Below are 24237 nucleotides of genomic sequence, written 5' to 3' on the forward strand. Positions count from 1 at the left end.
TCTTGTCAAAAATTATTGGACGCGAGATAAGCGCCATCATGCGAGGCTTTGTCGTTGCCGCGCATCGGCATGGCGAATCGAGCCACCTCTGGCTGACCCGATTCGATCCTTTTGCACGCGATTTGACGTGTGCGGCAATCGTTAGACGGTTGATGAACGGGGTGAGCATATGGGAGCCGATCAGCGGCACGTGATCTACTATTCGCGCGAACCGAACGACGCGTTGCGCGGCCATTTCGACGAACGCGGCTGGCGCGTCGATCTCGCCGAGACCGTGCGCGACGTACGGCGCGTCGTTCAGCACGGCGTGGCCACCGCCGGCCTGCTCGATTTCTCGCCGGGCTTCAAGCCGTCGGATCTGCGCGAACTCGAAGCCTGCCTGAGCATCCAGCACATCGGCTGGATCGCGGCGACGCGGCGCGGCCAGTTGCAGGACGCGATGCTGCGGCATCTCATCCGCGACTATTGCTTCGACTACGTGACGATGCCGTACGAAACGGCGCGGATCGTCGAGACCGTGGGCCATGCGCACGGCATGGTCGCCTTGACCGATCCTGTCGCGCCGCCGGTCGGCGCCGGGCGCAGCGAAGGCGAGATGGTCGGCACCTGCGATGCGATGCTCGGGCTCTTCAGGACGATTCGCCGGGTCGCGGCGACCGACGCACCGGTGTTCATCTCGGGCGAGTCGGGCACGGGCAAGGAACTGACGGCTGTCGCGATTCACGAGCGTTCGTCGCGCGCGCAGGCGCCGTTCATCGCGATCAATTGCGGTGCGATACCGTCGACGCTGCTGCAGGCCGAACTGTTCGGCTACGAACGCGGCGCGTTCACCGGTGCGAACCAGCGCAAGATCGGCCGCGTCGAGGCCGCCAACGGCGGCACGCTGTTTCTCGACGAGATCGGCGACCTGCCGCTCGAAAGCCAGGCGAGCCTGCTGCGTTTCCTGCAGGAAGGCAAGATCGAGCGGCTCGGCGCGCACGTGTCGATGCCGGTCGATGTCCGCGTGATCTGCGCGACGCACGTGGACATGGAAGCGGCGCTGCGCGAAGGGCGCTTCCGCGAGGATCTGTTTCACCGGCTGTGCGTGCTGAAGATCGAGGAGCCGCCGCTGCGCGCGCGCGGCAAGGACATCGAGGTGCTCGCGCGCCACATGCTCGAGCGCTTCAAGGGCGATGCACATCGCCGCCTGCGCGGCTTTTCCCCGGACGCGGTCGCGTCGCTGTACGGCTATTCGTGGCCGGGCAACGTGCGCGAGCTGATCAACCGCGTGCGGCGCGCGATCGTGATGTCGGAAGGCCGGATGATCACCGCGGCCGATCTCGAGCTGAACGACTATGCGACGCTCGCGCCGGTGTCGCTGCTGGAGGCGCGCGAGGCGGCCGAACGGCAGGCGATCGAGCAGGCGCTGCTGCGCCATCGCGGCCGTTTTGCCGATGCCGCGCGTGAGCTCGGCGTGTCGCGCGTCACGCTCTACCGGCTGATGTGCGCGCACGGCATGCGCGATCGCGGCGACACGCTGGCAGGGTTTTCGGCGCCGTTGCCGGAGCTTCCGCGCCACGCTTGCTAAAATCGGCGGGTACGGTCGCCCCTCGCGGCCGAAGGAACCCGCATGAAACAGTATCTCGATCTCGTTCGTACCATTCTCGATACCGGCACCTGGCAGGAGAACCGCACGGGAATTCGCACCATCAGCATGCCGGGCGCGATGCTGCGCTTCGACCTGCAGCAAGGCTTTCCGGCCGTGACGACCAAGAAGCTCGCGTTCAAGTCCGCGATCGGCGAACTGGTCGGCTTCCTGCGTGCGTCGCGCAGCGCGGCCGATTTCCGCGCGCTCGGCTGCAAGGTGTGGGATGCGAACGCGAATGAGAACGCGCAGTGGCTCGCGAACCCGTATCGTCAGGGCGTCGACGATCTCGGCGACGTATACGGCGTGCAATGGCGCCAGTGGCCGGGCTACAAGGTGCTCGATGCGAGCGCCGACGCGCAGATCGCCGACGCGACGCGCCGTGGCTTCCGGATCGTCACGCGTTTCGACGAAGACGGCGCGCCGAAGGTGCTGCTGTACAAGGCGATCGACCAGTTGCGCCAGTGCCTGGACACGATCATGGAGAACCCGTCCGATCGCCGCATCCTGTTTCACGCGTGGAATCCGGCCGTGCTCGACCAGATCGCGCTGCCCGCGTGCCATCTGCTGTATCAGTTCCTGCCGAACGCGACGAAGCGCGAGATCTCGCTGTGCCTGTACATCCGCAGCAACGACGTCGGCCTCGGCACGCCGTTCAACCTGACGGAAGGGGCCGCGCTGCTGTCGCTCGTCGGCCGGCTGACGGGCTATACGCCGCGCTGGTTCACGTATTTCATCGGCGACGCGCACATCTACGAGAACCAGCTCGACATGCTGCAGCAGCAGCTCACGCGCGAGCCGTACGAAAGCCCGCGGCTCGAGATCGCCGAGCGCGTGCCCGAGTACGCGAAGACGGGCGTCTATGCGCCCGAATGGCTGGAGCAGGTCGAGCCCTCTGATTTCTCGCTCGTCGGCTACCGGCACCATGAGCCGCTGACCGCGCCGATGGCGGTCTGATCGCGCGGCCGGGGCCGCGCGGTTTCATCGCTCCGCTCCCTGCAAAAAGGCTCGACCGGCTGATACCGGTCGAGCCTTTTTGTTTCAGGTTTGCCGCACTTACTGGCGATGCCGCTCCTCGTGGCCGCCCTGCGGCGGCGGATTGCCCGGACGCGGCGCCTCGACGTGCGGCGCCGGCTGCGGCCGTGGCTCCATCCGGGGGGCGGGCATCGACGGGCGAGGCTCCATCCGCGGCGCCGGCTGGGGTTGCGGCCGCGGCTCCATGCGCGGCGCTTGCGGCTGCGGGCGCGGCATGTCATGCACGGCGGGTGCCGGCGGGCGGTACTCGTTCACGCGCGGCGGCGCGATTTCGCGATGGGGCGCCGGTTGCGCGAAGTCCTGGCGCGGGTGCGGCGCGGGGGCGGCCCGTTCGGGCTGCGGCTGCGCTTGGCGGGCCGGCGTCGGGAGTTCGGCGCGCGGCCGCGGTTGCGGAATCTGCGCGATAGGGCCCGACTGCGGCTGCGCGCGCGGCGTTTCGTTCCGGCCGCCGGGCTGGATGCCCTGCGGGGTCGGCACGCCGTCCGGGTGCGGCGGCGCGGCGCTGCGCACGGGCGGCAGCGCATTCTGTCCTGCCGCATGCAGCGCGGTGGGTGGCGCGGCGCGCTGACGCTCCATCGGCGTGTGCGGCTGCATCCACGCGGGTGACGACGGCGCGGCTGCATGTGCATTGCCGATGCCCGTCGGAGCGTTGTTCGCGCCCGGCGGATGCGGAACGCCGTTGCCGGGCGCGAATGCCTGATGCGGGATCGGGCTGCCGGACGCCTGCGGCGCGCCGCCGTTGGCGAAGCGGGGCGCGGTGGAGCTTTCGCCGTTCGCCGGCCGGCCGACGTTCGGCATGCCCGGCGTCGGTACGCCCGGCCGGCCCGCCTGCTCGCCGGCCGGCCTGCCTTCGTGCGGCGCGCGGCCCGGCTGCACGACGGGGCCGTGCGGATTCACGAGCCGCACGTTGTGCATCGCCCAGGCGCCGCCGCCCGGCGTGCCCGGAACACGGACCGGGCGCGCCGTATAGTCGGCCGGCACGTTCGTCTTCACGACGGGCGCGCCGGCGCCCGGGACGCGCCCGCCTTGCTGCGCGAGATGGGCGGCGGCCTGGTCGCGATACGCAGGCGGCACGGCCGGATTGCGCGTCGCGACGTACGGGTGTTGCGCGATCGCCGCCGGCGGACGATAGCTGGCGGTGCGCAGCCCGCCGGTGAAGCTCTGGCGCACCGGCGCGATGCCGGGCGTGCCCGGCGTGACGTGCGCGTTGCGCCATTGCCGCGGATCGACGTGCTGCGAGAAGTGCGCGACCGGCTGCCCGTGCACGAATGCGGCGGCCGGCACGGCCGTGATCGCGTGCGGCGCGCGGAAGTTCACGTACGTCTTGTTGATGTTGGTGATATTGGTGATGTTCGTCACGTTCACGGTCTTGTTCACGTTGACGTTGTTCACCACGATGTTGCGGTTGACGCGGTCGTAGTAGTGCGGGCTCCAGCCGCCCCAGCCCGGATGCCACGGTTCGCCCGGACCGAGCGCGAACCAGGCGCAGCCAGCCGCGGCGACGCCGCCGACCGTGAGCGCGACGCTCCAGTCGGAACCGCCGCCGCCCCCGCCGCCCACGAACGCGACGAGCGCCGGCGCGTAGACGGGCGGCTGGCTGACGACCATCGGGCCCGGCACCCATGCCCAGCTGTCGTCCACGTACGCCCAGCGGCCGTAGTGATACGGTGCGAAGCCCCACGGCGCGTCGTCGACCCAGGTCCAGCCCCACGGCGCCTGCCAGATCCAGTGGCCGTCGTGATACGGTGCCCAGTCGGCCGGCGTGTCGTTCGGCACCCATACCGCGCCGTAATTCGGAGTTTCGCGCCACGTGCCGTTCGCGTCGAGATCCTGGTAGCCGGGAACGTCGCGGGACACGTAGCGGGCCGACACCGAGCGCGCTTCGGCCGCGTCGCGGCTGGCGGCCCACTGGTCGAGCGCGTCGGGGGCCGGTGCGGCCGATTGTTGCGCGACCTGGAGGTCGGTGCCGGTAAACACGACCTGCTGCCCGGGCGACAGCGGATACTGCCCGTTGCTGCCATAGACGGTCGCGCTGCCGCTGCGCATCGTCACCGTCGTGCTCGCGCCGTTCGGCGCGACGTCGACGCGATAGTCGCCGGGGCCCGTGATGCCGAGCGCGAGGTTCGGCGTGTCGATTTCGTACGAGCCGCCGGGCGGCAGACCGCGCACGTGCGTCGACACGGTGCCGAGGCCCACCTTCAACTGCGTCGTCGTGTCGTCGAGGTTCAGCACCGACAGGCTCGTCGATTCGCCGAGCCGCACCGCCGTCGAGCCGATGTGCAGTTCCGAGCGTGCGCCGGCATCGTTCCACAGCTGGTCGCCGGTCGTCAGCGGCCGGTTCACCGCCGCATACGACCAGGTATCGGTGCCGGCCGGTTCGGTCGTCACGGCGCCCGACAGGTAATTGAGCCGCGCGACGCGGCCAGGCGGATCGCCGCCCGGTTGCCGTGCCGCGGCCGCAGCCGGCGGCGCATCCGTCGATTGCGCGAAGGCGGGCGGCAGCGCCGCCAGCGCGGCGAATGCGAGCAGTGTGGAGCGGGCGGTGCGCTTGAGCGCGAACAGGGAGGCCATGGTGAGCGTCATCGTTGTGATCGCGGCGCGTCGATTCGTGCCGTGCAGTTCACGATATCCGCTTGGCCTGTTTCAAGGCACGGTGTTTTGTAAGTCGAGTGGCACGCGATGTAACAAAACCTGTCCATCGCGCGCCGTTGTCGTGCAGCTGCAATCCCGGCGTCAAGCGGACGTAAGCCATGCGTCGAAAACCTGTTGGCCCGGCACCGTGACGCGCAGCACGCGCGGTCGGGCGGCGCGCTCGATCCAGCCGTGTGCACAGAAGCTGTCCAGCAGCGCGGCGCCGAGTGCGCCGCCGAGGTGCGCGCGCCGCTCGCTCCAGTCGAGGCAGCCGCACGCGAAGCGGCGCCGGCGCGCGCGCTGCTGCGCGACGTCGATGCCCCATTGCGCGAGCGCCTGCGTGCCGAGTTCGGTGGTCTCGATCGCGTCGCCGTGGGCGAGCAGCCAGCCGCGTGCGGTGAGGCCGTCGAAGATGCGCACCGCGAGCTCGCCGGCCATGTGGTCGTAGCAGGTGCGTGCATAGCGCAGTTCGGCCGGGACCGTGCGCGACGGAGGCGGAACCGGCCGATGCGGCGCGGCCGCGCGGGCGACGTTCGCGAGCGCTTCGAGCGAGGCGGCGATGTCGGCCGACGCAATGCGGTAGTAGCGATGCCGGCCGCGCACCTCGAGGGCCAGCAGCCCGCCCTCGGTCAGGCGAGCGAGGTGCGCGCTCGCCGCCGACGGCGACAGCCCCGCGATCATCGTCAGTTCGCCGGCCGGCCGCGCGCTGCCGTCCATCAGCACCCACAGCATCGCGGCGCGGCCGGGATCGGCGATCAGTGCGCCGATGCGGCTCAGGCCCGGAAAATGGTGGTCGTCTTGATCGGTCATCGTCGTGTCTCGTCGAGCGGGATGACAGGCAGTGTAGTCCGGGCGCGCATTCGATGTTTCGCTTCCGGATGAAATGTCGGATACGGCGGCGGGGCGCCTGCGCGGACCGGACTGCGGCCCGTTGCAGGGCACGCGTAGAATGGCCGGACGCGGCGGCAGCGGGCCGCCGCACGTGACGCGATGCAACGATGAAGACGATTTTCTGTGTGTTGGCGGCCGCGCTCGTGTGTGCGGCCTGTGCGTCGGGCGGCGCGGGTACGGGCGCGACCGGCGAGCGCAGCGGCAGTATCGAGATGTACGGGACGATCGACCAGGGCATCACGGTGCGCCGCTGACCGCCGTTCCGCGCGCGAGCCGGCATGGGCGCGGAGCCCCGCCACGCGGGGCTTGCCGCGACGCATTGCCGCAGTGCAACGTATAATGGCCCGATTACAGCGCCCCTGCCGCCTGGAGCCATAACGATGCCCCAACCGTCCCCCGTGCCGGCCGCTCTCGACCGCACCGAAACCGTATTCCGCTTCCTTGCCGAGCCTTCGTCCGTGAACTTCGGCGGCAAGGTGCATGGCGGCGCGCTGATGAAGTGGATCGACGAGGTCGCGTATGCGTGCGCGGCCGTCTGGTCGAGCCGCTATTGCGTGACGGTCAGCGTCGGCAACATCCGTTTCCAGCGTCCGATCCTGGTCGGCAATCTGGTCGAGCTGAAGGCGCGCGTCGTCGCGACGGGCCGTACCAGCATGCACATCCACGTGTCGGTGCACGCCGGCGATCCGAAAGGCGGCGTGCTGCGCCAGACGACCGATTGCCTCGTCGTGTTCGTCGCGGTCGACGAGAACGGCAACCCGGTGCCGGTGCCGCCGTTCGTCCCCGAAACCGACGAGCAGAAGGTGCTCGCGAAATATGCGGCCGACGTGCGGGCCGCGCTCGACAAGATCGTCGAGATGAAGCCGGAAGAGGTCGCGAAGGGCACCGTCTGAGTGCCGCGGGCGCCGCGCTCGTCGCGCCGCGCCCCCGTCCTGCCTTTATCGCGTCCCGATCATCTGCTCGGGGCGCACCCATGCATCGAATTCCGCCTCGGTCAGGTAGCCGAGCGCGAGCGCGGCCGCCTTCAGCGTCGTGCCTTCCTTGTGCGCCTTCTTCGCGATCTGCGCGGACTTGTCGTAGCCGATGTGCGGATTGAGCGCCGTCACGAGCATCAGCGATTCGTTCAGCAACAGGTCGATGCGCGAGCGGTTCGGCTCGATGCCCACCGCGCAGTGATCGTTGAAGCTCTGTGCGCCGTCGGCAAGCAGCCGCACCGACTGCAGCACGTTGTGCGCGATCATCGGCCGGAACACGTTCAGCTCGAAATTGCCGCTCGCGCCGCCGACGTTGACCGCGACGTCGTTGCCGAACACCTGGCAGCACAGCATCGTCACGGCTTCCGACTGCGTCGGGTTCACCTTGCCCGGCATGATCGAGCTGCCCGGCTCGTTTTCCGGGATCGACAGCTCGCCGAGCCCGCAGCGCGGCCCGCTCGCGAGCCAGCGCACGTCGTTCGCGATCTTCATCAGGCTCGCCGCGACCGTCTTCAGCGCGCCGTGCGCGAAGACCAGCGCGTCGGCCGCCGCCATCACCTCGAACTTGCTCGGCGCCGTCACGAACGGCAGCTTCGCGAGCCGGCCGATCTCGTCGGCCACGCGCACCGCGAATTCCGGATGCGCATTCAGCCCCGTGCCGACCGCGGTGCCGCCGAGCGCGAGCTCGTACAGGTGCGGCAGCGCCGATTCGACGTGACGGATGCCTTGGTCGAGCTGCGCGACATAGCCGGAGAACTCCTGGCCGAGCGTGAGCGGCGTGGCGTCCTGCAGGTGCGTGCGGCCGATCTTCACGATGTCGGCGAACGCCTTCGACTTCGCGTCGAGCGTCGCGCGCAGCGTGCGCAGCGCCGGCAGCAGGTGATTGACGATCGCATACGCGGCCGCGACGTGCATCGCGGTCGGGAACACGTCGTTCGACGACTGGCCGCGATTCACGTCGTCGTTCGGATGAACCTTGCGCGCTTCGCCGCGCTCGCCGCCCAGCAACTCGCTCGCGCGGTTCGCGATCACCTCGTTGAGGTTCATGTTGGTCTGCGTGCCGGAGCCCGTCTGCCACACCGCGAGCGGGAATTCGCGCGGATGCTTGCCGGCGATGATCTCGTCGGCGGCTTCGATGATCGCGTGCGCCTTGTCGTCGGCGAGCACGCCGAGCGACTGGTTCACGGCCGCCGCGGCGCGCTTGACGATCGCGAGCGCATGGATCAGCTCGGGCGACTGCTTCTCCGTCGAGATCCGGAAATTCTGCAGCGAGCGCTCGGTCTGCGCGCCCCAGAGCCGGTCGGCCGGCACGGCGATCTCGCCGAACGTGTCGCGTTCCATCCGAACTGCTTCATTCATGATGCACTCCTCCTGGAAAGGGGAAAGGCCGCGCGTCGTCGCGCGGCGTCAGACGTAATCGGACGTATCGTGAGGCAACCGCGCCGCTGGTGCGGCGTCTCGACGGGTTCAGCCGACAAGCATAGCGCCGGCCGCGATTTCGTGTCGTGTCGCGCCGACGGCGCGTGACGCGCGCAAGCCGACGCTAGCGCGCCGCCGCGATGAGCGACGCGGTCTTGCGGTGAAAGCGCCATGCCATCAGCACGGCGACGCTCGCGAGGCCCGCCGCGAGCCCCCACCACAGGCCGCGTGCGCCCATGCCCGCGTGGAACGCGAACCAGTAGCCGGTCGGGAAGCCGATGCCCCAGTAGCCGAGGGTCGCGGCGAGCATCGGGATGCGCGTGTCCTTCAGGCCGCGCAGCGCACCGGACCCGACGGTCTGCATCCCGTCGACGATCTGGAACACCGCGGCGATGCCGAGCAGCGACGCGGCGAGCGACACCGTGCCCGCGTTGGCCGGGTCGTCGAGGTGCAGGTACAGGCCGACGATCGTATGCGGCGCGACGATCATCACGAGGCCCGACAGCGACATGAAGCCGACGCCGAGCGCGAGCGCGACGAAGCCCGCGTGCCGCGCGGCGACGGGCGAGCCCGCGCCGATCCAGTAGCCGACGCGCACGTTGGCCGCCTGGCCGATCGCGAGCGGCACCATGAACGACACCGACGCGACGTTCAGCGCGATCTGGTGCGCGGCGAGCGACGTCGCGCCCAGCACGCCGACCGTGAGGCCGGTGGCGAGAAACAGCGTCGATTCGACTCCGTACGTGATCGCGACCGGCCAGCCGATGCCGATCAGTTCGCCCATCACGGGCAGCCTCGGGCGCGCGGCGGTCACGAAATGGCGGAAGCGCTGCCGGCCGTGCAGCAGCCAGATCAGCGCGAGCGCGGTGAGCCAGATCGTGATCGTCGTCGCGACGGCCGAACCGAGAAAGCCGAGCCGCGGCAGCCCGAATGCGCCATGGATCAGCCCGTAGTTCAGCACGCCGTTGACGCCCACGCCGCCGATCGACACCCACAACAGCCGCCGCGCGGCGCCGATCGCCGGCAGGAACGCGCGCATCAGCCCGACGCCGATCAGGCTGCCGAGCGCCGCGAAGCGCAGGATGCCCGTGTATTCGCCGACGTGATGCGCAAGCAGCGGCGGCTCGTGGAACATCAGCAGGATCGGTTCGGCCAGCGACAGCGCGACGATCGCCGGAATCGCGAGCAGCACGGACAGCGCGAAGCCCGTCCAGTAGATGTGCGGCACGCGATCCTCGGCCTGTGCGCCGCGCGCGTGCGCGACGCTCACGCTGACCGACGACAGCACGCCTTGCAGGATCGTCACGATCACGAAGAAGAAGTTCGCGCCGAGCCCGCCCGCCGCGAGCGAGTCGGGGCCGAGCGAACCGAGCAGCACCGTGTCGGTGACGCTCATCGCCATCTGGGACAGTTGCGCGATCGCGAGCGGGGCGGCAAGGCGCGCGGTATCGGCGGCGTGACTGGACAGGGACGGCGGCGCGGCGGCCGTCCGCGTGAGACCGGAATGCGACATGGAATGGGCGCTCGCGCGGGTGCGGGCCCGCGCTTTTGTCGTTATTTTGAGAGACGGCTAGCTTACGGCTTTATTCGTACCGTGTCGAACGCGTGCGCCGATGGCCATGTCGCGGGCAGGGGAACGGCCCAGGGGCCGGCGCAAGCCCGTTATCGGCGTGAACGGGCCTTAGGCCTCGCGTACCGCGATGCGCGTGTCGCCGAGCAGCACGACCTGGCCCGCGCGGATCTTGCAGGTCTTGCGCAGCTCGACCGCGCCGTCGACTTTCACGGCGCCGGACGCGACGATCAGCTTCGCGGTGCCGCCGCTGTCCGCGAGGCCGGTGATCTTGAGAAGGTTGTGCAGCTCGACGTATTCGCCGGTCAGCGTGAAATCCAGAGTGGGCATGACGAGGAAGGGGCGCGACGCGCGGGAGGAAACGCTCCGCATCATACGGCACCGCGGGCCGCCGCCGCACGTTGTAAAGGACTGTGAGCGATTCGTCAGCAAATGAAACGGTGGGTAACAGTCTGAGAGATTCGCGAACCGGCCGCGCGGGCCGCGGGTCTTCTGTCGTACCTGTCGCGTGTTGCGGCGGGGAAGCGACGGACCGCATCGCCGCGGTCGGCGCTCACAACTTCTCGAGGAGAATTGCCATGTCCAAGATTCGTACGATGCTGATCGGTGCCGCGCTGACGGCGTTCGCCACGTCGGCCGCATTCGCCCAGACGGGCACGACGGCGCAAGGCGCGGCCGGTGCCGGCATGCAGGCGCAGACGCCGGCGGCAGGCGTCGGTGCAGGCGTGCAGGGCGGTGCCGGCGCGAACGCGTCGGGCAATGCGGCGGGCGGGGCGACCGATGCGGTCGGCGCGGCAGCCGATGGCGCGAAGGATACGACGTCGTCGGCCGTCCATTCGACCAAGAAGCACACGAAGCATGCGGCGAAGTCGGCCAAGAGCCATGCGGGCTCGGCCAAGAAGAAGGCGGACGACGCGACCGAAGGCGGCGCCTCGGTCGGCGCGCACGGCGGTGCATCGGCGCAGGGCGCCACGCAGTAAGCGGTGCCCGGCGCTCGTCGCGACGCGCGTGTTCGGACGGCGTGTCGCGACGGGCGATCCTCTGGCGGCCCGGTTCGCTTCGCGCGAATCGGGCCGTTTTCATGAGGCGATACGTGCGGCCGGACGCGCGCTTACGGCCGGCGCTGGCCTTGCCCCTGCCCCTGGGCCGGCCGCACCGCAGCCGGGGTGAATACGCTGCGCAGCCACGCGGCGAGGCGCGCGAAGACGTCGTACGGTTCCTCGACGAAGATTTCCGGCTTCAACAGCCGCAGGTATTCCATGATCTGCTGCGCTTCCTGCTTCTGGAACGAGCCGTGCGCGAGCCCGAGGCGCAGCAGCCCGCGCAGTTCGCCGAGCTTGTCGCGCGCGGTGCTGCCGACGCTCATCTCGCACGCGAGCTTGGCCTCGTAGATCCGCTGCCGCAGCGATTCCGCGAGCCGCCACGCAGGCGTCTGCATCAGTTCCTCGAGCGTCTGGATGTCCTGCGCCGCGCCCTTGATCTGCGCCGCGAGCGGGTCGATCAGCGACGCGTCGCCCTGCGCTTCGGCGACGATCGCCTTCGCCCAGTCGCGGCATGCCTTCGCGAGTTCGTCGGGCGTCCATTCGGAGCGCGACGCGAAGCCGAAGCCGAATTCGCCGGCCTGCCGCATCAGGATCGCGACGACGTCCGGAAATTCCTTGTCGAGCGTGCGCTTGGCCCACGCATACTGGCCGCCCTGCAGCATGCGCTGCACGGCGTGCTCGGTGAGCGGCACCATGTTGTCGAGCAGCTTGGCGCGCAGGAAATCCTCGAACGACGGCGTCGCGAATTGCGGGTCGAGTTTCAGCGACACGCGCACGAACGCGTCGTAGTCCTTGCGCAGGGACTCGAGCGTGTCGTCCTTGAGGGAAAGGGTGATCTGGCCCATGAATCGTCTCGATGGCGCCCCGCGCAAGCCGGCGCCGGCACGGCGCACCGGAACGGGCGCAGCGTCGACTGACCGATGCGCGCCGGGGCCGGTGGCGGTCTTCCTCTTCTATATCGGCGCACCGGACGGAAACTTGAGCGCGTGTAATGGAGCGGGCGCTCAGGCGGGCGGCCAATGCGGCAGGACGACCCCTTGCCACAGGAAGAACACCGCGAGGCCGGCGGCGATCGTCATGAGCGGGCGGCGGGTCGCGGCCGACACGAGCACGGCCGCGAGCGCGCCGACGAGCTGCGGATTGCGCCAGGTCAGCTCGGCCGTGCCGCCGTGCGGCGAGACGGTCATCGGCACGATGATCGCGGTCAGCACGGTGACCGGTACGAAGCCGAGCGCGGTCCGCACGAGCGGCGGGAACGTCAGCCGCTCGCCGAACAGGAACAGTGTCGAGCGGATCGCGTACGTGATGACGGCCATGCCGAGGATCAACAGCGCGTAGCTCACGAGGCGGCCTCCGGGCGGGAGCGGGCGCGCGTGCGATCGTGCCGCAGCGTGAGCACGACGCCGATCGCGACGCCGGCGGCGACCGCGCCGAGCAGCCCGAGCTTGTACGGCCAGCCCTGCCAGAAGTACGCGAGCGTGCCGGCCGTGGCGGCCGCCGCGAAGTAGCGCAGCGTGCCGAGTTGCGGGACGACGATCGCGATGAAGGTCGCCGCCATCGCGAAATCGAGGCCGAGCGACTGCAGGCCGGGGAACGCCGTGCCGAAGCCGATGCCCGCGAGCGTCCAGACCTGCCAGTTCAGGTACATCGCGAGCCCGGAGCCGAAAAAGTAGTGGGGGCCGATCGTGCCGGGCGGATGGTGCCGGTAGTGCCCGTAGGCGACCGCGAACACCTCGTCGGTCGTCAACGCGCCGAGCGTCGCGCGCCAGCGCAGCGGCAGATGCGCGACATAGGGCGCGAGCGTCGCGCTGTACAGCAGATGGCGCAGGTTCACGATCAGCGTCGTGGCGAGCACGACGGCGAAACCCGCGCTGCCGGCGATCAGGCCGAGCGCGATGAACTGCGCGGAGCCTGCGAATACGGCGAGCGACATCAGCGCGCCGTGCCAGGCGGCGAGCGGGCCGCTGCCGACGAGCGTACCGAAAATCACGCCGAACGGCGCCGCGCCGATCATCATCGGAATCGTGTCGCGCGCGCCGTCGAGCCATTCGTTGAGCGGGCGGCGCGGGGACGATGCGGGTGTCTTGTTCAAGAAACGCTCCTCCATGCGCTGGAGGATAGCGGGCCGGTGGCCGGCCGGCTTGTATGTTCTTGCGCTCGCCGGCGCGAGGCCGCTGCCGGTGCCTGAGTGCCGGCCGGCGCGGATCGCCGTGCGGCGCGGCCGACGACGGCGGGAAGCCGTGCGTCAGCTTGCCTGCCAGCGCCCGGGCGGCACGCCGAACATCCGTTTGAAATGCCGCGTGAAGTGGCTCTGGTCGACGAAACCGCTGGCCGCCGCGACATCGGCGACCGGCACGCCCGCGCGCAACGGCGCCAGCGCGCGCTGCAGCCGCAACTGGTTGCGCCACGCATGCGGCGGCATGCCGGTCGTGCGCGTGAACAGGCGCGCGGCATGAAACGGCGACAGGCCGACCGCCTGCGCGACGTCGTCGAGCGTCACCGTGGACGTCAGATCGGCGGCGAGCCGCTCGCGCATCGCGTCGACGCGCGGTTCGTCGGCCGCGAGCCGCGCCGGCTGCGGCCGCACGTCGGCATGGCGCGCGATCAGCGTCGACAGCGCATCGAGCATCGCGGTTTCGGCGGCGAGCGGATCGTAGAGGCGCGGCGCGTCGGGAGCTGGAGCGCCGGCCGCCGGATCGCCGGCCGCCGGATCGCCGGCCGCCGGAGCGTCGGCCGCATGCGACGATAGCGCGCGCTCGCTGCCGGCTTCCAGCATCCGGTGCGCGCGCGTGAGCCGGGCCGCGAGATCGGCGTCGCGGATCACGTCGGGGGCAAACCAAGGCGCAGCCTGCGGACGGCCCGCGATGGCCCTCGCAAGTTCGCGGATGAATTCGATCGGCATGTAGCTGACGCGATAGCACCAGCCCTCGTCGGCGGCACGCGACCCCGTATGCACTTCGCCCGGATTGATCACGGGCACGGTGCCCGTTTCGGCGACATGGCCGGTGCCGCGATAGGTGAAGCGTTCCGCGCCTTCGAGAATCACGGGGATCGTGTACGCATCGTGCCAGTGGGGCGCGAACGCGTGATCGCGATAGGTGGCCGTGAGCAGATCCGCGTCCGGCACGAGCGGCGTGCGCCAGTAGCGTGCGGAATCGGGAAGGCGGGTGGCGGACATGATCGGGCGCGGGAGCGGTCGAACCGACAGTGTATCGCTCGCGCGCCCGTCGGATGCGGGCTTACTTGACCGGAATCGTCGTGCCGGCCGGCATCGGCACCGCGGTGACGGCGTTCTTCGGGCTGCCGCTGACGATACGGTCGCTGTAGGTCAGGTAGACGATCGTATTGCGTTTCTTGTCGACCACGCGCACGACGTGCAGCGTCTTGAAGATGAACGACATGCGTTCGCTGAATACGTCGGCCTGCTGCTTGAGCGGTTCCTTGAAGCTGATCGGGCCGACCTGCCGGCAGGCGATCGACGCTTCGCTCGGATCCTCGGCGACGCCGAGCGTGCCCTTGATCCCGCCGGTGCGCGCGCGCGACACGTAGCAGGTCACGCCGTTCACGACCGGATCGTCATAGGCCTCGACGACCACGCGATCGGAACCCGTGACGCGGAAATGGGTGTTGACGCTGCCGACTTCCTCCGCGTGCGCGAGCGGTGCGGCGGCGACGGCGGAGAGCAGGAGGGCGGCGGGGGCGAAACGCAGGAGGCGATGCTTCATCGACGGAACCGAGTGCGGATGCGGGACAGAGACTCTAGCATGCGCATGACCGGGCCACGACAAGCAGGAAAATGGATCGCGGTGGCCGGAAAAACAAAAAGGCCCGTCGAATGACGGGCCTTTCGCTGTTTGGCTCCCCGACCTGGGCTCGAACCAGGGACCTACGGATTAACAGTCCGGCGCTCTACCGACTGAGCTATCGGGGAATAAATCGGTACATCTGCGTGTTGTGTCGTCCAACAAAAAACCCGTCCACTTTCAACGGGCCTTTGTGTTTTTGGCTCCCCGACCTGGGCTCGAACCAGGGACCTACGGATTAACAGTCCGGCGCTCTACCGACTGAGCTATCGGGGAACAAACAACAACAGCAGAGAAACGAGATTGTATGGAGTGTTCGCTAACCTGTCAACACTTCAAAGCCGCGCCGCATGAAATTTTTTGCAGTCGCCGCCGTGCGATCAGCGCTCGAGCAGGTGCAGTTTGTCCTGCACGTCCTTCCACTCGTCCGCGTCGGCCGGCGCCGGCTTGGTCTTCGTGATCGACGGCCAGTTCTTCGCCAGCTCCGCGTTCAGCTCGGTGAACTGCTGCTGGTCGCCCGGAACGTCTTCTTCGGCATAGATCGCATTGGTCGGGCATTCGGCGACGCACACGGCGCAGTCGATGCACTCGTCCGGATCGATGGCGAGAAAGTTGGGACCTTCACGGAAGCAATCCACCGGGCACACATCCACGCAATCCGTGTATTTGCACTTGATGCAGCCTTCGGTCACAACGTGAGTCATCAAAACGCTCCTGCTTGGCGGTATATATGGGGTGGCGTTTGCGCCAAAAGCGGCATTGTAACTGAAGCGCCAAAACCGCATGACGAGCTCGGCTATCCGGCTTATATCGTTTCGTGATTAGTTTATGGGATGCGCGACACGCGTACCCGCACGCCACGCACGGGCGCGATGGGGCGACGCGGCGGCGCGGTTTCACGATGGTCCGGCCCGCATTCGGGTAACATGGCCGGCAGACCGGGCGGCGCGCGGTGCGCCGGTGCCCTGTCACGATATTGGCGCTGCCGTCATCATGATCATCACTTCGCTGCTGGACACGGATCTCTACAAGTTCACGATGATGCAGGTCGTCCTGCATCACTTTCCCGCTGCAAACGTCGAATACCGGTTCCGCTGCCGCACGCCCGGCGTCGATCTCGTGCCGTACATCGACGAGATTCGCGACGAGGTGCGCGGCCTGTGCTCGCTGCGCTTTGCCGACGTCGAACTCGACTACCTGCGGCGGATGCGCTTCATCAAGAGCGACTTCGTCGACTTCCTCGCGCTGTTCCACCTGAACGAGAAGTACATTTCGATCACCCCGTCGCCGAAGGGCAACGGCGAGATCGACGTCGTGATCGAGGGGCCGTGGCTGCATACGATCCTGTTCGAGATCCCGGTGCTCGCGATCGTCAACGAAGTGTATTTCCGCAACACGCAGCGCGAGCCGGACTATCGCGAGGGGCGCGAGCGGCTGCGCGAGAAGATCAAGCTGCTCGGCGCGAAGCCGGAATTCGCCGACTGCAAGATCGCCGACTACGGCACGCGCCGGCGCTTCTCGAAGGTCTGGCACGAGGAAGTCGCGCTCACGCTGCGCGACGGGCTCGGCCCGCAGTTCGCGGGCACGAGCAACGTGCTGTACGCGATGAAGCACGACATCACGCCGCTCGGCACGATGGCGCACGAATACCTGCAGGCGTGCCAGGCGCTCGGCCCGCGGCTGCGCGATTCGCAGATCTACGGCTTCGAGATGTGGGCGAAGGAATATCGCGGCGACCTCGGGATCGCGCTGTCGGACGTCTACGGCATGGACGCGTTCCTGAACGACTTCGACATGTACTTCTGCAAGCTGTTCGACGGCGCGCGCCACGATTCGGGCGACCCGTTCGACTGGGGCGAGCGGATGCTGCGCCACTACGAGGCGAACCGCTGCGACCCGCGCACCAAGGTGCTCGTGTTCTCGGACGCGCTCGACATTCCGAAGGTCATGCAGCTGTACGAACGGTTCCGCGGCCGCTGCAAGCTTGCGTTCGGCGTCGGCACCAACCTCACCAACGATCTCGGCTACGTGCCGCTGCAGATCGTGATCAAGATGGTTCGCTGCAACGGCCAGCCGGTCGCGAAGCTGTCGGATTCGCCGGGCAAGAGCATGTGCGACGACAAGGCCTATCTCGCGTACCTGCGCCAGGTGTTCGGCATCGCGCAGCCGGTCGAGGAAGACACGTCGAAGTAGGCGTTGGCCGTTCGGCCGAAGGTGTGTCGCGGCAGGGGTGGCCGGTATAATCCGACGTATTGCACGCCAACGTCACGAGGACCGTTCATGGACACTTCCGCTGCCCGTCGCCAGATCCTCGCGCGCATTCGCGCGGCGCAGGGGCGCGCGGCCGAACCCGATGCAGCGGAGCGCGACGGCGTCGCCGACTATCTCGCCCGTCATCCGCAGGGTCCGCGCCCGCCGGCGCCGGTCGATCTCGTCGCCGCGTTCGTCGACGAAGCGGGGCGCCTGTCGACCACGGTCGACGAAGTCGCGACGCTGGCCGACGTGCCTGCCGCCGCCGCCCGCTATCTTGCCGCTCATGGTCTGCCGACGCAGGCCGTCGCATGGCGCACGCTGGCCGATCTCGACTGGGCCGGCGCCGGCCTGTCGGTCGAGTGCCGCAAGCCGCGCGACGGCGATCTCGTCGGCCTGACCGGCTGCTTCTGCGCAACCGCCGAAACGGGGTCGCTGGTGCTGCTGTCCGGCCCCGACACTTACGCATCGGCCGGCCTGCTGCCGGAAACCCACCTCGCGATCGTGCCGGCGTCGCGTATCGTCGCCGGTCATGAAGACGCGTTCGCGCTGATTCGCGCGGAGTGCGGCGAGTTGCCGCGCGCGGTCAATTTCGTGTCGGGCCCGTCGCGCACGGGCGACATCGAGCAAACGATCATTCTGGGCGCGCACGGCCCGTACCGCGTGCACGCGATCGTCGTACGGGGCGCATGACGCGCCCGCCCCATTCACAGTTTCGAACAAGGAAGTTCCGCATGAAACGACATGCCGCCTGGGCAGGCATGGCGTCGGGAATCGCGCTTGGCGCCGCTCCCGCGCTCGCATCGGCCGCCACGCTCGACGGTGCCACGTTATCCGCGCTCTGGGGCATCCCGTTCGCCGGGATCCTGCTGTCCATCGCGCTGTTCCCGCTCGTCGCCCCCGTGTTCTGGCATCACCACTTCGGCAAGATCGCGGCCGGCTGGGCGATCGTGTTCCTCGCGCCGTTCGCGGTCGCGTTCGGCGCGGGCGCCGCGTTCGGCACGCTCGTGCATGCGCTGCTCGAGGAATATATTCCGTTCATCGTGCTGCTCACCGCGCTCTATACGGTCGCGGGCGGCATCTGCGTGAACGGCAACCTGCACGGTTCGCCGAAGCTGAATACCGCGATCCTCGCGCTCGGCACGCTGCTCGCGAGCGTGATGGGCACGACGGGCGCCGCGATGCTGCTGATCCGGCCGCTGCTGCGCGCCAACGACAACCGCAAGCATGTCGTGCACGTCGTGATCTTCTTTATCTTCCTCGTCGCGAACGCAGGCGGCTCGCTGTCGCCGCTCGGCGATCCGCCGCTGTTCCTCGGCTTCCTGAACGGCGTGAGCTTCTTCTGGACGACCACCCATCTCGCGCTGCCGATGCTGTTCATCTGCGTGGTGCTGCTGACGCTGTTCTTCGCGCTCGATACGTACTTCTACCGGAAGGGCGGCGAGGAGCGGCCGGCCGCGCTCGATCCGACGCCCGACGGCGCGGCGCTGTCGATCGACGGCAAGATCAACTTCGTGCTGCTCGCGGCCGTGATCGCGCTCGTGCTGATGAGCGGCGTGTGGAAGCCGGGCATCTCGTTCGACGTGTGGGGCACGCACGTCGCGCTGCAGAATCTCGTGCGCGATGTCGCGCTCGTGGTCGTGACGCTCGCGTCGCTCGCGCTGACGCCGCGTTCCGCGCGCGAGGGCAACGCATTCAACTGGGCGCCGATCGAGGAAGTCGCGAAGCTGTTCGCGGGGATCTTCGTGACGATCGCGCCGGTGATCGTGATCTTGCGCGCGGGCGCCGACGGCGCGTTCGCGCAGATCGTCCATCTCGTCACCGGGCCCGACGGCAAGCCGGTCGACGCGATGTACTTCTGGGCGACGGGCATCCTGTCGTCGTTCCTCGACAACGCGCCGACCTACCTCGTGTTCTTCAACCTCGCCGGCGGCGATGCGCAGACGCTGATGACGGCCGGCGCGTCGACGCTCGCCGCGATTTCCGCCGGCGCGGTGTTCATGGGCGCGAACAGCTATATCGGCAACGCGCCGAACTTCATGGTGAAGGCGATCGCCGAATCGCGCGGCGTGAAGATGCCGAGCTTCTTCGCGTACCTCGGCTGGGCGCTCGTCGTGCTGATACCGGTATTCCTGCTGACGTCGTGGCTTTTCTTCACGGCGTAAGCTGACGTTTTTCAACCCCGAGCGGGCGGCTCCGGCGGCGCATGGCGCGCCGCGATCCGTTCGCGGCATGCGGAGATGGCGATGCAGAAGATCCTGGTCGCGCGTCCGATCTTTCCGGACGTGATCGAACGGCTCAAGCAGTATTTCGACGTCGACTGGAACGACGGCGACGCGCTCGCGCCCGACGCGCTCGCCGCGCGCCTGGCCGACAAGGACGGCGCGCTGACGGCCGGCGATCCGGTCGGCGCGGCGACGCTCGCGGCGGCGCCGCGCCTGCGCGTCGTGGCGAACATGGCGGTCGGTTACAACAACTTCGACATGGCCGCATTCAACGCGGCGAACGTGCTCGGCACCAACACGCCCGACGTGCTGAACGAGTCGACCGCCGATTTCGGCTGGGCGCTGATGATGGCCGCCGCGCGCCGGATCGCCGAATCCGAACACTGGTTGCGCGCCGGTCATTGGCGGAAGTGGGCGTACGACGGCTTCCTCGGCACCGACATCCACGGCTCGACGCTCGGCGTGATCGGGATGGGGCGTATCGGCCAGGCGCTCGCGCGCCGCGCGCGCGGCTTCGGGATGCAGGTGATCTATCACAACCGGTCGCGCGTCGCGCCCGAGATCGAGGCCGAGCTGAATGCCGAATACGTGTCGAAGGATGTGCTGCTCGCGCGCGCCGATCATGTCGTGCTCGTGCTGCCGTACACGAAGGAGAACCATCACACGATCGGCGCGGCCGAACTCGCGAAGATGAAACCCACGGCGACGCTGACCAACATCGCGCGCGGCGGGATCGTCGACGACGCGGCGCTGGCCGCCGCGCTGCGCGACGGGACGATCGCCGCGGCCGGCCTCGACGTGTACGAGGGCGAGCCGAGCGTGCATCCGGCGCTGCTCGAGGTGCCGAACGTCGTGCTGACGCCGCATATCGCGAGCGCGACCGAAAAGACCCGCCGCGCGATGGCGAACCTCGCTGCCGACAACCTGATCGCCGCGCTCGGCGAGGGGCCGCGTGCGGGGCAGCCGCCGAATCCGATCAACCCCGACGTGATCGGGAAGCCGCGCGCATGACGATGACGTTGTTGTTGGCGGCGGTCGTCGTGCTGGCCGTCGCGCTCGCGGCGGCGATCGTCGCGCTCGTGCGCGGCGGCGGCCGCCACGACGATGCGGCCGTGCTCGGCGACCAGATCGAGGACGCCGCGCATGCGCAGGCGCGTGCCGTCGAGCGGCTCGAACGCGAATTGCGCGGCGAGATCGTCGAGAACGCACGCGGCTCGCGCACCGAGCTGGCCGGCAGCTTCGCCCAGTTGCAGCAGACGCTCGCCGCGCAACTGACGAGCGTGGCGACCGTGCAGAACAACCAGATCGAGGGGTTCGCGCAGCAGCTCGGCAAGCTCGTCGCCGGCAATGCGCAGCAGTTCGACGCGATGCGCGAGAGCGTGCAGCGCCAGGCCCAGCAGGCGCGCGAGGAACAGGCGGGCGCGCTGCGCGTGTTCGGCGACACGCTGAACCGGCAGCTCACGCAATTGACCGAGGCGAACGACCGTCGGATCGGCGAAGTGCGTGCGACGCTCGAACAGCGGCTGAAGGAAATCGAGACGAACAACGCGGCGAAGCTCGAGGAGATGCGCCGCACCGTCGACGAGAAACTGCACGCGACGCTCGAGCAGCGGCTCGGCGAATCGTTCAAGCTCGTGTCGGACCGGCTCGAACAGGTGCATCGCGGGCTCGGCGAGATGCAGACGCTCGCGGCCGGCGTCGGCGACCTGAAGAAGGTGCTGACCAACGTGAAGACGCGCGGCACCTGGGGCGAAGTGCAGCTCGAGGCGCTGCTCGAACAGATGCTGACGCCCGACCAGTACGCGAAGAACGTCGCGACGGTGCCGAAGAGCACCGAGCGCGTCGAATTCGCGATCCGGTTGCCGGGGCGCGACGCCGGCACGCGCGACGCGCCGCCGGTGTGGCTGCCGATCGACGCGAAATTTCCGCGCGAAGACTACGAGCGGTTGATCGACGCGCAGGAGCGCGCCGATGCGGTGGCCGTCGAGGAGGCGGCGCGTGCGCTCGAGGCGCGGGTGCGGATGGAGGCGCGCACGATCGCCGAGAAGTACGTCGCGCCGCCGCACACGACCGATTTCGCGCTGCTGTTCCTGCCGACCGAGGGGCTCTATGCGGAAATCCTGCGCCGCCCGGGGCTGACCGACCTGCTGCAGCGCGACTACCGCGTGACGGTTGCGGGGCCGACCACGCTCACCGCGCTGCTGAACAGTCTGCAGATGGGGTTCCGCACGCTCGCGATCGAGCAGCGCTCGAGCGAGGTCTGGCAGGTGCTCGGCGCGGTCAAGACCGAGTTCGGCAAGTTCGGCGACGTGCTCGCGCGCACGAAGGCGCAGCTCGAAACGGTCACGCGCTCGATCGAGTCCGCCGAGCAGCGCACGCGTGTGATGAGCCGCAAGCTGAAGCAGGTCGAGGCGCTGCCGGGCGACACGGCGGCGGGGCTGCTCGGCGCGGACGGGGCCGAAGGCGCCGACGCGGACGACGCGTGACGCACGTTGCCGGCCGCCGCCGGACGGAAAAAACGGGCGCCGCGGCGCTAATGCCGTTCAGTTAAGGTTCTTTTTAAGGACACGGACGGCATAGCGTTTTGGCACAGCCTTCACGGCCCGCTCGAATTTTCGAGCGGGCCGTTCTTCTTTGAGTAGCGCGACCAGACGTAGTCGCAGTCGTTGCAGCAGGGCTGGGAGTTTGCCCTGCGCACGGGTAACCGCGGCCCAGTGCAATTCGTACTGGATGACGTGGAAGGCGCGCACGAAGCTAATCTCGGTCGGCTCGCACTTCACCGCAAGCGCGGCCTTGGCAATCTCCAATCGCACGAGGTTGTAGGCAATCAGCGCGCCCCAGATTTCCTGATACACCCCCTCAACGCTGCGGCTGCGCAGGATCGGCGCCATGCCCATCATCGTCTGCTTGAGTTCTCGATAGCTGGTTTCAATTTGCCAGCGGCGCGCATAGCAGGCCACGATATCGGCGCTCGTGTAGCGTTTTCGGTCGAACAGTGACGTCAGCAGTACGCGCTTGCGGGCACTTGAGTCGACCAGGGTGACGGCTCGCGCCTGCCACACCTCTGGCAGGTCCGGGCATTTCTTGCGTGCCTGGGGCGACACGCGCATGCTTACCACCGCATCATCAGGCGTTCCCTCGATGACTTCCCATTTGGTGTTGGCCTTGGCCGGGATGAGGAAGTGACGGTTCGAACCCGCGCGGCTCAAGCCACACAGGATTTCTGCAGATAGAAACCCCTTGTCGAATACCGTCAGCGAATCATCGGGGATGGCGTCGAGCAGATCCTTGGCATATAGCATCTCGTTCGTGCCATACGGACCGAACGCCGCGCTGCGGATCAGGTGCGTGGGCACGGCAGTCAGCGTCACGCCACGGACCTGCGGATAACTGGCGATGGTGTTGCCGGCATAAACCTGGGCGCCGAAATGAGCCCGATGTTCGGGGGTGTCCGCCGTCCTGAGCGTCGTGCCATCCATCGCAAACAGGCTCAACCCCTTGAACAGGTATTGTTTGCGGTCCTGCTCGGCCCACGCCTTGGCCGACAATTCGAACAGCGCCTTCAGTGGTTGCGCGCCCAGGCGCTGCCGGGCCTGAGCGACAGCGCTCTTGCTGACGAACGGCGCCTGCATATCCGGTAGCGCAAGATCGAGATCGTCGACAACCTCGCTGATCGATTGATGCCGATACAATGCCAGCGCAATAACCAGCCAAACAACCTGTTCAGCGGGCAAGCGGCGTTGCCGGATGCTCGCCCGTCCCGTGTAAGCCACCACCTGCTCAATCCACTCGTAGGGCAAGTGCTCACCCAGACGAGCCCAGTCGGGCGTCTCCTGTTCTTCAGCGAGAAAATTCAGGGTGTCATCAAGCATGGCGACGCAGGTTAACAGCCTCCATCACCGTTTACAACACCCAAAACAAAAATGCCGTTCAGTTCTTAACTGAACGGCATTAGCGCCGCGGCGCCCGTTTTCTTTTGCGGCGATCGCCGGCGCGGCCGGCTCGCGCTCAATGCGCGGCGAGCGTGTCCAGCGCGTCGCCCGTCACGCGCACGATGCGCCACTCCGGCAGCACGGTCGCGCCCATCTTCTCGTAGAAGTCGATCGCCGGCTGGTTCCAGTCGAGCACCGACCATTCGAAGCGCGCGCAACGGCGCTCGACGGCGAGTGCCGCGAGCTGGCGCAGTATCGCGGTGCCGAGGCCCGTGCCGCGCTGCGACGGCTGCACGTACAGATCCTCGAGATAGAGCCCGCGGCGGCCGAGGAACGTCGAATAGTTGTGGAAGAACAGCGCGTACGCGACGATCGCGCCGTCGCGCTCGGCCACCAGCGCTTCGGCAGCCGGGTGCTCGCCGAACAGTGCATCGGCGAGATCCGCTTCGGTCGCGACGAACAGCGCCGTGAGCTTTTCGAACGCGGCCAGCTCGCGCATCAGCGCGAGGATCGCGCCGACGTCGCGCGGGTCGGCCGCGCGGATCAGCGGCGTGCCGCTCATGCTTCTTCCGGCGGATCGGACAGCACGATCTCGATGCCGCCGAAGCGCGACGCGACCCAGTTGTATGCGTGGCATGCAATCCACAGCAGCACGAAACCGAGGATCGCGTTCAGCAGCAGCGCGCTCAGGATCGTACTCAACTCGACCATCCCGTAACGGATATACGCGACGAGGATGCCGAGCAGCACGATCGGCACGCTGAACGTCAGGTAGACGAGGATCAGCGCCTTTGCGGTCTGCCCCGCGGCGATCGACGAGATTTGCTTCTTCATGTGCGG

24 protein-coding genes and 2 tRNA genes are annotated in these 24237 nt (G+C 68.3%); 10 read left to right on the plus strand and 16 right to left on the minus strand.

Features of this window, described 5'->3' with window-relative positions; translation table 11 throughout:
* The first annotated feature begins 169 nt into the window (after window positions 1-169).
* Together CFB89_RS04955 and CFB89_RS04960 are read left to right on the plus strand one after the other, a co-directional pair.
* The gene (locus tag CFB89_RS04955; protein WP_089466958.1) at window positions 170-1567 is read left to right on the plus strand and encodes a sigma-54 dependent transcriptional regulator; all 1398 of its coding nucleotides are present in this window, start codon (window positions 170-172) and stop codon (window positions 1565-1567) included.
* Between the two features lie 42 nt (window positions 1568-1609).
* The gene (locus CFB89_RS04960; protein WP_059836744.1) at window positions 1610-2581 is read left to right on the plus strand and encodes a thymidylate synthase; all 972 of its coding nucleotides are present in this window, start codon (window positions 1610-1612) and stop codon (window positions 2579-2581) included.
* 99 nt (window positions 2582-2680) lie between these two features.
* Here CFB89_RS04960 and CFB89_RS04965 read toward each other — a convergent pair whose 3' ends face one another.
* Window positions 2681-5242 carry a DUF6600 domain-containing protein gene (locus tag CFB89_RS04965; RefSeq protein WP_256979580.1) on the minus strand — a complete coding sequence of 854 codons (2562 nt, stop codon included), beginning with the start codon at window positions 5240-5242 and terminating at the stop codon, window positions 2681-2683.
* 150 nt (window positions 5243-5392) lie between these two features.
* Window positions 5393-6100, minus strand: coding sequence for a helix-turn-helix transcriptional regulator (locus CFB89_RS04970; RefSeq protein WP_089466959.1), 708 nt, complete (start codon window positions 6098-6100; stop codon window positions 5393-5395).
* Between the two features lie 188 nt (window positions 6101-6288).
* On the opposite strand from CFB89_RS04970, the gene CFB89_RS34770 reads away from it, so the two are divergent.
* A complete protein-coding gene (locus tag CFB89_RS34770) occupies window positions 6289-6435 on the plus strand; it encodes a hypothetical protein (protein WP_179233376.1) in 147 nt (48 codons plus the stop codon).
* A gap of 126 nt (window positions 6436-6561) precedes the next feature.
* Complete coding sequence (locus tag CFB89_RS04975; protein ID WP_027811985.1) at window positions 6562-7074, plus strand: acyl-CoA thioesterase; 513 nt, start codon at window positions 6562-6564, stop codon at window positions 7072-7074.
* 45 nt (window positions 7075-7119) lie between these two features.
* Here CFB89_RS04975 and fumC read toward each other — a convergent pair whose 3' ends face one another.
* The 3 genes from fumC to CFB89_RS04990 all read right to left on the minus strand — a co-directional run bounded on the left by fumC (window position 7120) and on the right by CFB89_RS04990 (window position 10474).
* Window positions 7120-8514: a class II fumarate hydratase gene (gene fumC, locus CFB89_RS04980; RefSeq protein ID WP_089466960.1), complete on the minus strand. Its 1395-nt coding sequence runs from the start codon at window positions 8512-8514 to the stop codon at window positions 7120-7122.
* A gap of 184 nt (window positions 8515-8698) precedes the next feature.
* Complete coding sequence (norM, locus tag CFB89_RS04985) at window positions 8699-10087, minus strand: multidrug efflux MATE transporter NorM (protein ID WP_089466961.1); 1389 nt, start codon at window positions 10085-10087, stop codon at window positions 8699-8701.
* A 168-nt stretch (window positions 10088-10255) separates the two neighbouring features.
* A complete protein-coding gene (locus CFB89_RS04990; RefSeq protein ID WP_089466962.1) occupies window positions 10256-10474 on the minus strand; it encodes an RNA-binding S4 domain-containing protein in 219 nt (72 codons plus the stop codon).
* A 248-nt stretch (window positions 10475-10722) separates the two neighbouring features.
* Between CFB89_RS04990 and CFB89_RS04995 the strand changes: the two genes are divergently transcribed.
* On the plus strand, window positions 10723-11124 hold the full coding sequence (locus tag CFB89_RS04995) for a hypothetical protein (protein ID WP_089466963.1): 402 nt from the start codon (window positions 10723-10725) through the stop codon (window positions 11122-11124).
* A 131-nt stretch (window positions 11125-11255) separates the two neighbouring features.
* On the opposite strand, the gene CFB89_RS05000 is transcribed toward CFB89_RS04995, so the two are convergent.
* From CFB89_RS05000 to fdxA, 8 genes are all read right to left on the minus strand, one after another.
* Window positions 11256-12032: a DUF4088 family protein gene (locus tag CFB89_RS05000; RefSeq protein WP_089466964.1), complete on the minus strand. Its 777-nt coding sequence runs from the start codon at window positions 12030-12032 to the stop codon at window positions 11256-11258.
* A gap of 159 nt (window positions 12033-12191) precedes the next feature.
* Entirely contained in the window at window positions 12192-12530 is a 339-nt protein-coding gene (locus CFB89_RS05005) for an AzlD domain-containing protein (protein ID WP_089466965.1), read from the minus strand.
* Complete coding sequence (locus tag CFB89_RS05010; RefSeq protein WP_089466966.1) at window positions 12527-13294, minus strand: AzlC family ABC transporter permease; 768 nt, start codon at window positions 13292-13294, stop codon at window positions 12527-12529. Before CFB89_RS05010 ends, CFB89_RS05005 begins: the two co-directional genes overlap by 4 nt.
* 138 nt (window positions 13295-13432) lie before the next feature.
* Window positions 13433-14365 carry an AraC family transcriptional regulator gene (locus CFB89_RS05015; protein ID WP_089466967.1) on the minus strand — a complete coding sequence of 311 codons (933 nt, stop codon included), beginning with the start codon at window positions 14363-14365 and terminating at the stop codon, window positions 13433-13435.
* A gap of 61 nt (window positions 14366-14426) precedes the next feature.
* Window positions 14427-14912 carry a CreA family protein gene (locus CFB89_RS05020; RefSeq protein ID WP_050011493.1) on the minus strand — a complete coding sequence of 162 codons (486 nt, stop codon included), beginning with the start codon at window positions 14910-14912 and terminating at the stop codon, window positions 14427-14429.
* Between the two features lie 130 nt (window positions 14913-15042).
* Window positions 15043-15118: transfer RNA gene (locus CFB89_RS05025), tRNA-Asn, on the minus strand.
* Between the two features lie 72 nt (window positions 15119-15190).
* A tRNA-Asn gene (locus CFB89_RS05030) sits at window positions 15191-15266 on the minus strand.
* A gap of 104 nt (window positions 15267-15370) precedes the next feature.
* The gene (gene fdxA, locus CFB89_RS05035; protein ID WP_011544919.1) at window positions 15371-15694 is read right to left on the minus strand and encodes a ferredoxin FdxA; all 324 of its coding nucleotides are present in this window, start codon (window positions 15692-15694) and stop codon (window positions 15371-15373) included.
* Between the two features lie 289 nt (window positions 15695-15983).
* Between fdxA and pncB the strand changes: the two genes are divergently transcribed.
* The 5 genes from pncB to rmuC all read left to right on the plus strand — a co-directional run bounded on the left by pncB (window position 15984) and on the right by rmuC (window position 21951).
* Window positions 15984-17183 (plus strand): nicotinate phosphoribosyltransferase, encoded by a 1200-nt coding sequence (pncB, locus tag CFB89_RS05045; RefSeq protein WP_089466968.1) that lies wholly within the window; start codon window positions 15984-15986, stop codon window positions 17181-17183.
* An 87-nt stretch (window positions 17184-17270) separates the two neighbouring features.
* Window positions 17271-17933 (plus strand): lactate utilization protein C, encoded by a 663-nt coding sequence (locus tag CFB89_RS05050; protein WP_089466969.1) that lies wholly within the window; start codon window positions 17271-17273, stop codon window positions 17931-17933.
* Between the two features lie 41 nt (window positions 17934-17974).
* Window positions 17975-19405, plus strand: a complete 1431-nt coding sequence (locus CFB89_RS05055) for a sodium:proton antiporter (RefSeq protein WP_089466970.1) — start codon at window positions 17975-17977, stop codon at window positions 19403-19405.
* An 81-nt stretch (window positions 19406-19486) separates the two neighbouring features.
* Complete coding sequence (locus CFB89_RS05060; protein WP_089467912.1) at window positions 19487-20476, plus strand: D-glycerate dehydrogenase; 990 nt, start codon at window positions 19487-19489, stop codon at window positions 20474-20476.
* Window positions 20473-21951, plus strand: a complete 1479-nt coding sequence (gene rmuC, locus CFB89_RS05065; protein WP_089466971.1) for a DNA recombination protein RmuC — start codon at window positions 20473-20475, stop codon at window positions 21949-21951. Before CFB89_RS05060 ends, rmuC begins: the two co-directional genes overlap by 4 nt.
* Window positions 21952-22008: 57 nt before the next feature.
* Here rmuC and CFB89_RS05070 read toward each other — a convergent pair whose 3' ends face one another.
* The 3 genes from CFB89_RS05070 to CFB89_RS05080 form a co-directional block, all read right to left on the minus strand.
* A complete protein-coding gene (locus CFB89_RS05070) occupies window positions 22009-23337 on the minus strand; it encodes an IS4 family transposase (RefSeq protein WP_089466718.1) in 1329 nt (442 codons plus the stop codon).
* A 136-nt stretch (window positions 23338-23473) separates the two neighbouring features.
* A complete protein-coding gene (locus CFB89_RS05075; RefSeq protein WP_089466972.1) occupies window positions 23474-23959 on the minus strand; it encodes a GNAT family N-acetyltransferase in 486 nt (161 codons plus the stop codon).
* Window positions 23956-24231, minus strand: coding sequence for a hypothetical protein (locus tag CFB89_RS05080; protein ID WP_006476519.1), 276 nt, complete (start codon window positions 24229-24231; stop codon window positions 23956-23958). The genes CFB89_RS05075 and CFB89_RS05080 overlap by 4 nt, the downstream gene beginning before the upstream one ends.
* Window positions 24232-24237 lie beyond the last annotated feature (6 nt).

Source organism: Burkholderia sp. AU16741 (assembly GCF_002223345.1).
Taxonomy (GTDB): domain Bacteria; phylum Pseudomonadota; class Gammaproteobacteria; order Burkholderiales; family Burkholderiaceae; genus Burkholderia; species Burkholderia sola.

Bases quoted from the DNA above. Each gene is read 5' to 3' on its own strand.
- CFB89_RS04955 (WP_089466958.1), top strand. From the start codon at position 170: ATGGGAGCCGATCAGCGGCACGTGATCTACTATTCGCGCGAACCGAAC.
- CFB89_RS04960 (WP_059836744.1), top strand. From the start codon at position 1,610: ATGAAACAGTATCTCGATCTCGTTCGTACCATTCTCGATACCGGCACC.
- CFB89_RS04965 (WP_256979580.1), bottom strand. From the start codon at position 5,242: ATGACGCTCACCATGGCCTCCCTGTTCGCGCTCAAGCGCACCGCCCGC.
- CFB89_RS04970 (WP_089466959.1), bottom strand. From the start codon at position 6,100: ATGACCGATCAAGACGACCACCATTTTCCGGGCCTGAGCCGCATCGGC.
- CFB89_RS34770 (WP_179233376.1), top strand. From the start codon at position 6,289: ATGAAGACGATTTTCTGTGTGTTGGCGGCCGCGCTCGTGTGTGCGGCC.
- CFB89_RS04975 (WP_027811985.1), top strand. From the start codon at position 6,562: ATGCCCCAACCGTCCCCCGTGCCGGCCGCTCTCGACCGCACCGAAACC.
- fumC (WP_089466960.1), bottom strand. From the start codon at position 8,514: ATGAATGAAGCAGTTCGGATGGAACGCGACACGTTCGGCGAGATCGCC.
- norM (WP_089466961.1), bottom strand. From the start codon at position 10,087: ATGTCGCATTCCGGTCTCACGCGGACGGCCGCCGCGCCGCCGTCCCTG.
- CFB89_RS04990 (WP_089466962.1), bottom strand. From the start codon at position 10,474: ATGCCCACTCTGGATTTCACGCTGACCGGCGAATACGTCGAGCTGCAC.
- CFB89_RS04995 (WP_089466963.1), top strand. From the start codon at position 10,723: ATGTCCAAGATTCGTACGATGCTGATCGGTGCCGCGCTGACGGCGTTC.
- CFB89_RS05000 (WP_089466964.1), bottom strand. From the start codon at position 12,032: ATGGGCCAGATCACCCTTTCCCTCAAGGACGACACGCTCGAGTCCCTG.
- CFB89_RS05010 (WP_089466966.1), bottom strand. From the start codon at position 13,294: ATGGAGGAGCGTTTCTTGAACAAGACACCCGCATCGTCCCCGCGCCGC.
- CFB89_RS05015 (WP_089466967.1), bottom strand. From the start codon at position 14,365: ATGTCCGCCACCCGCCTTCCCGATTCCGCACGCTACTGGCGCACGCCG.
- CFB89_RS05020 (WP_050011493.1), bottom strand. From the start codon at position 14,912: ATGAAGCATCGCCTCCTGCGTTTCGCCCCCGCCGCCCTCCTGCTCTCC.
- fdxA (WP_011544919.1), bottom strand. From the start codon at position 15,694: ATGACTCACGTTGTGACCGAAGGCTGCATCAAGTGCAAATACACGGAT.
- pncB (WP_089466968.1), top strand. From the start codon at position 15,984: ATGATCATCACTTCGCTGCTGGACACGGATCTCTACAAGTTCACGATG.
- CFB89_RS05050 (WP_089466969.1), top strand. From the start codon at position 17,271: ATGGACACTTCCGCTGCCCGTCGCCAGATCCTCGCGCGCATTCGCGCG.
- CFB89_RS05055 (WP_089466970.1), top strand. From the start codon at position 17,975: ATGAAACGACATGCCGCCTGGGCAGGCATGGCGTCGGGAATCGCGCTT.
- CFB89_RS05060 (WP_089467912.1), top strand. From the start codon at position 19,487: ATGCAGAAGATCCTGGTCGCGCGTCCGATCTTTCCGGACGTGATCGAA.
- rmuC (WP_089466971.1), top strand. From the start codon at position 20,473: ATGACGATGACGTTGTTGTTGGCGGCGGTCGTCGTGCTGGCCGTCGCG.
- CFB89_RS05070 (WP_089466718.1), bottom strand. From the start codon at position 23,337: ATGCTTGATGACACCCTGAATTTTCTCGCTGAAGAACAGGAGACGCCC.
- CFB89_RS05075 (WP_089466972.1), bottom strand. From the start codon at position 23,959: ATGAGCGGCACGCCGCTGATCCGCGCGGCCGACCCGCGCGACGTCGGC.
- CFB89_RS05080 (WP_006476519.1), bottom strand. From the start codon at position 24,231: ATGAAGAAGCAAATCTCGTCGATCGCCGCGGGGCAGACCGCAAAGGCG.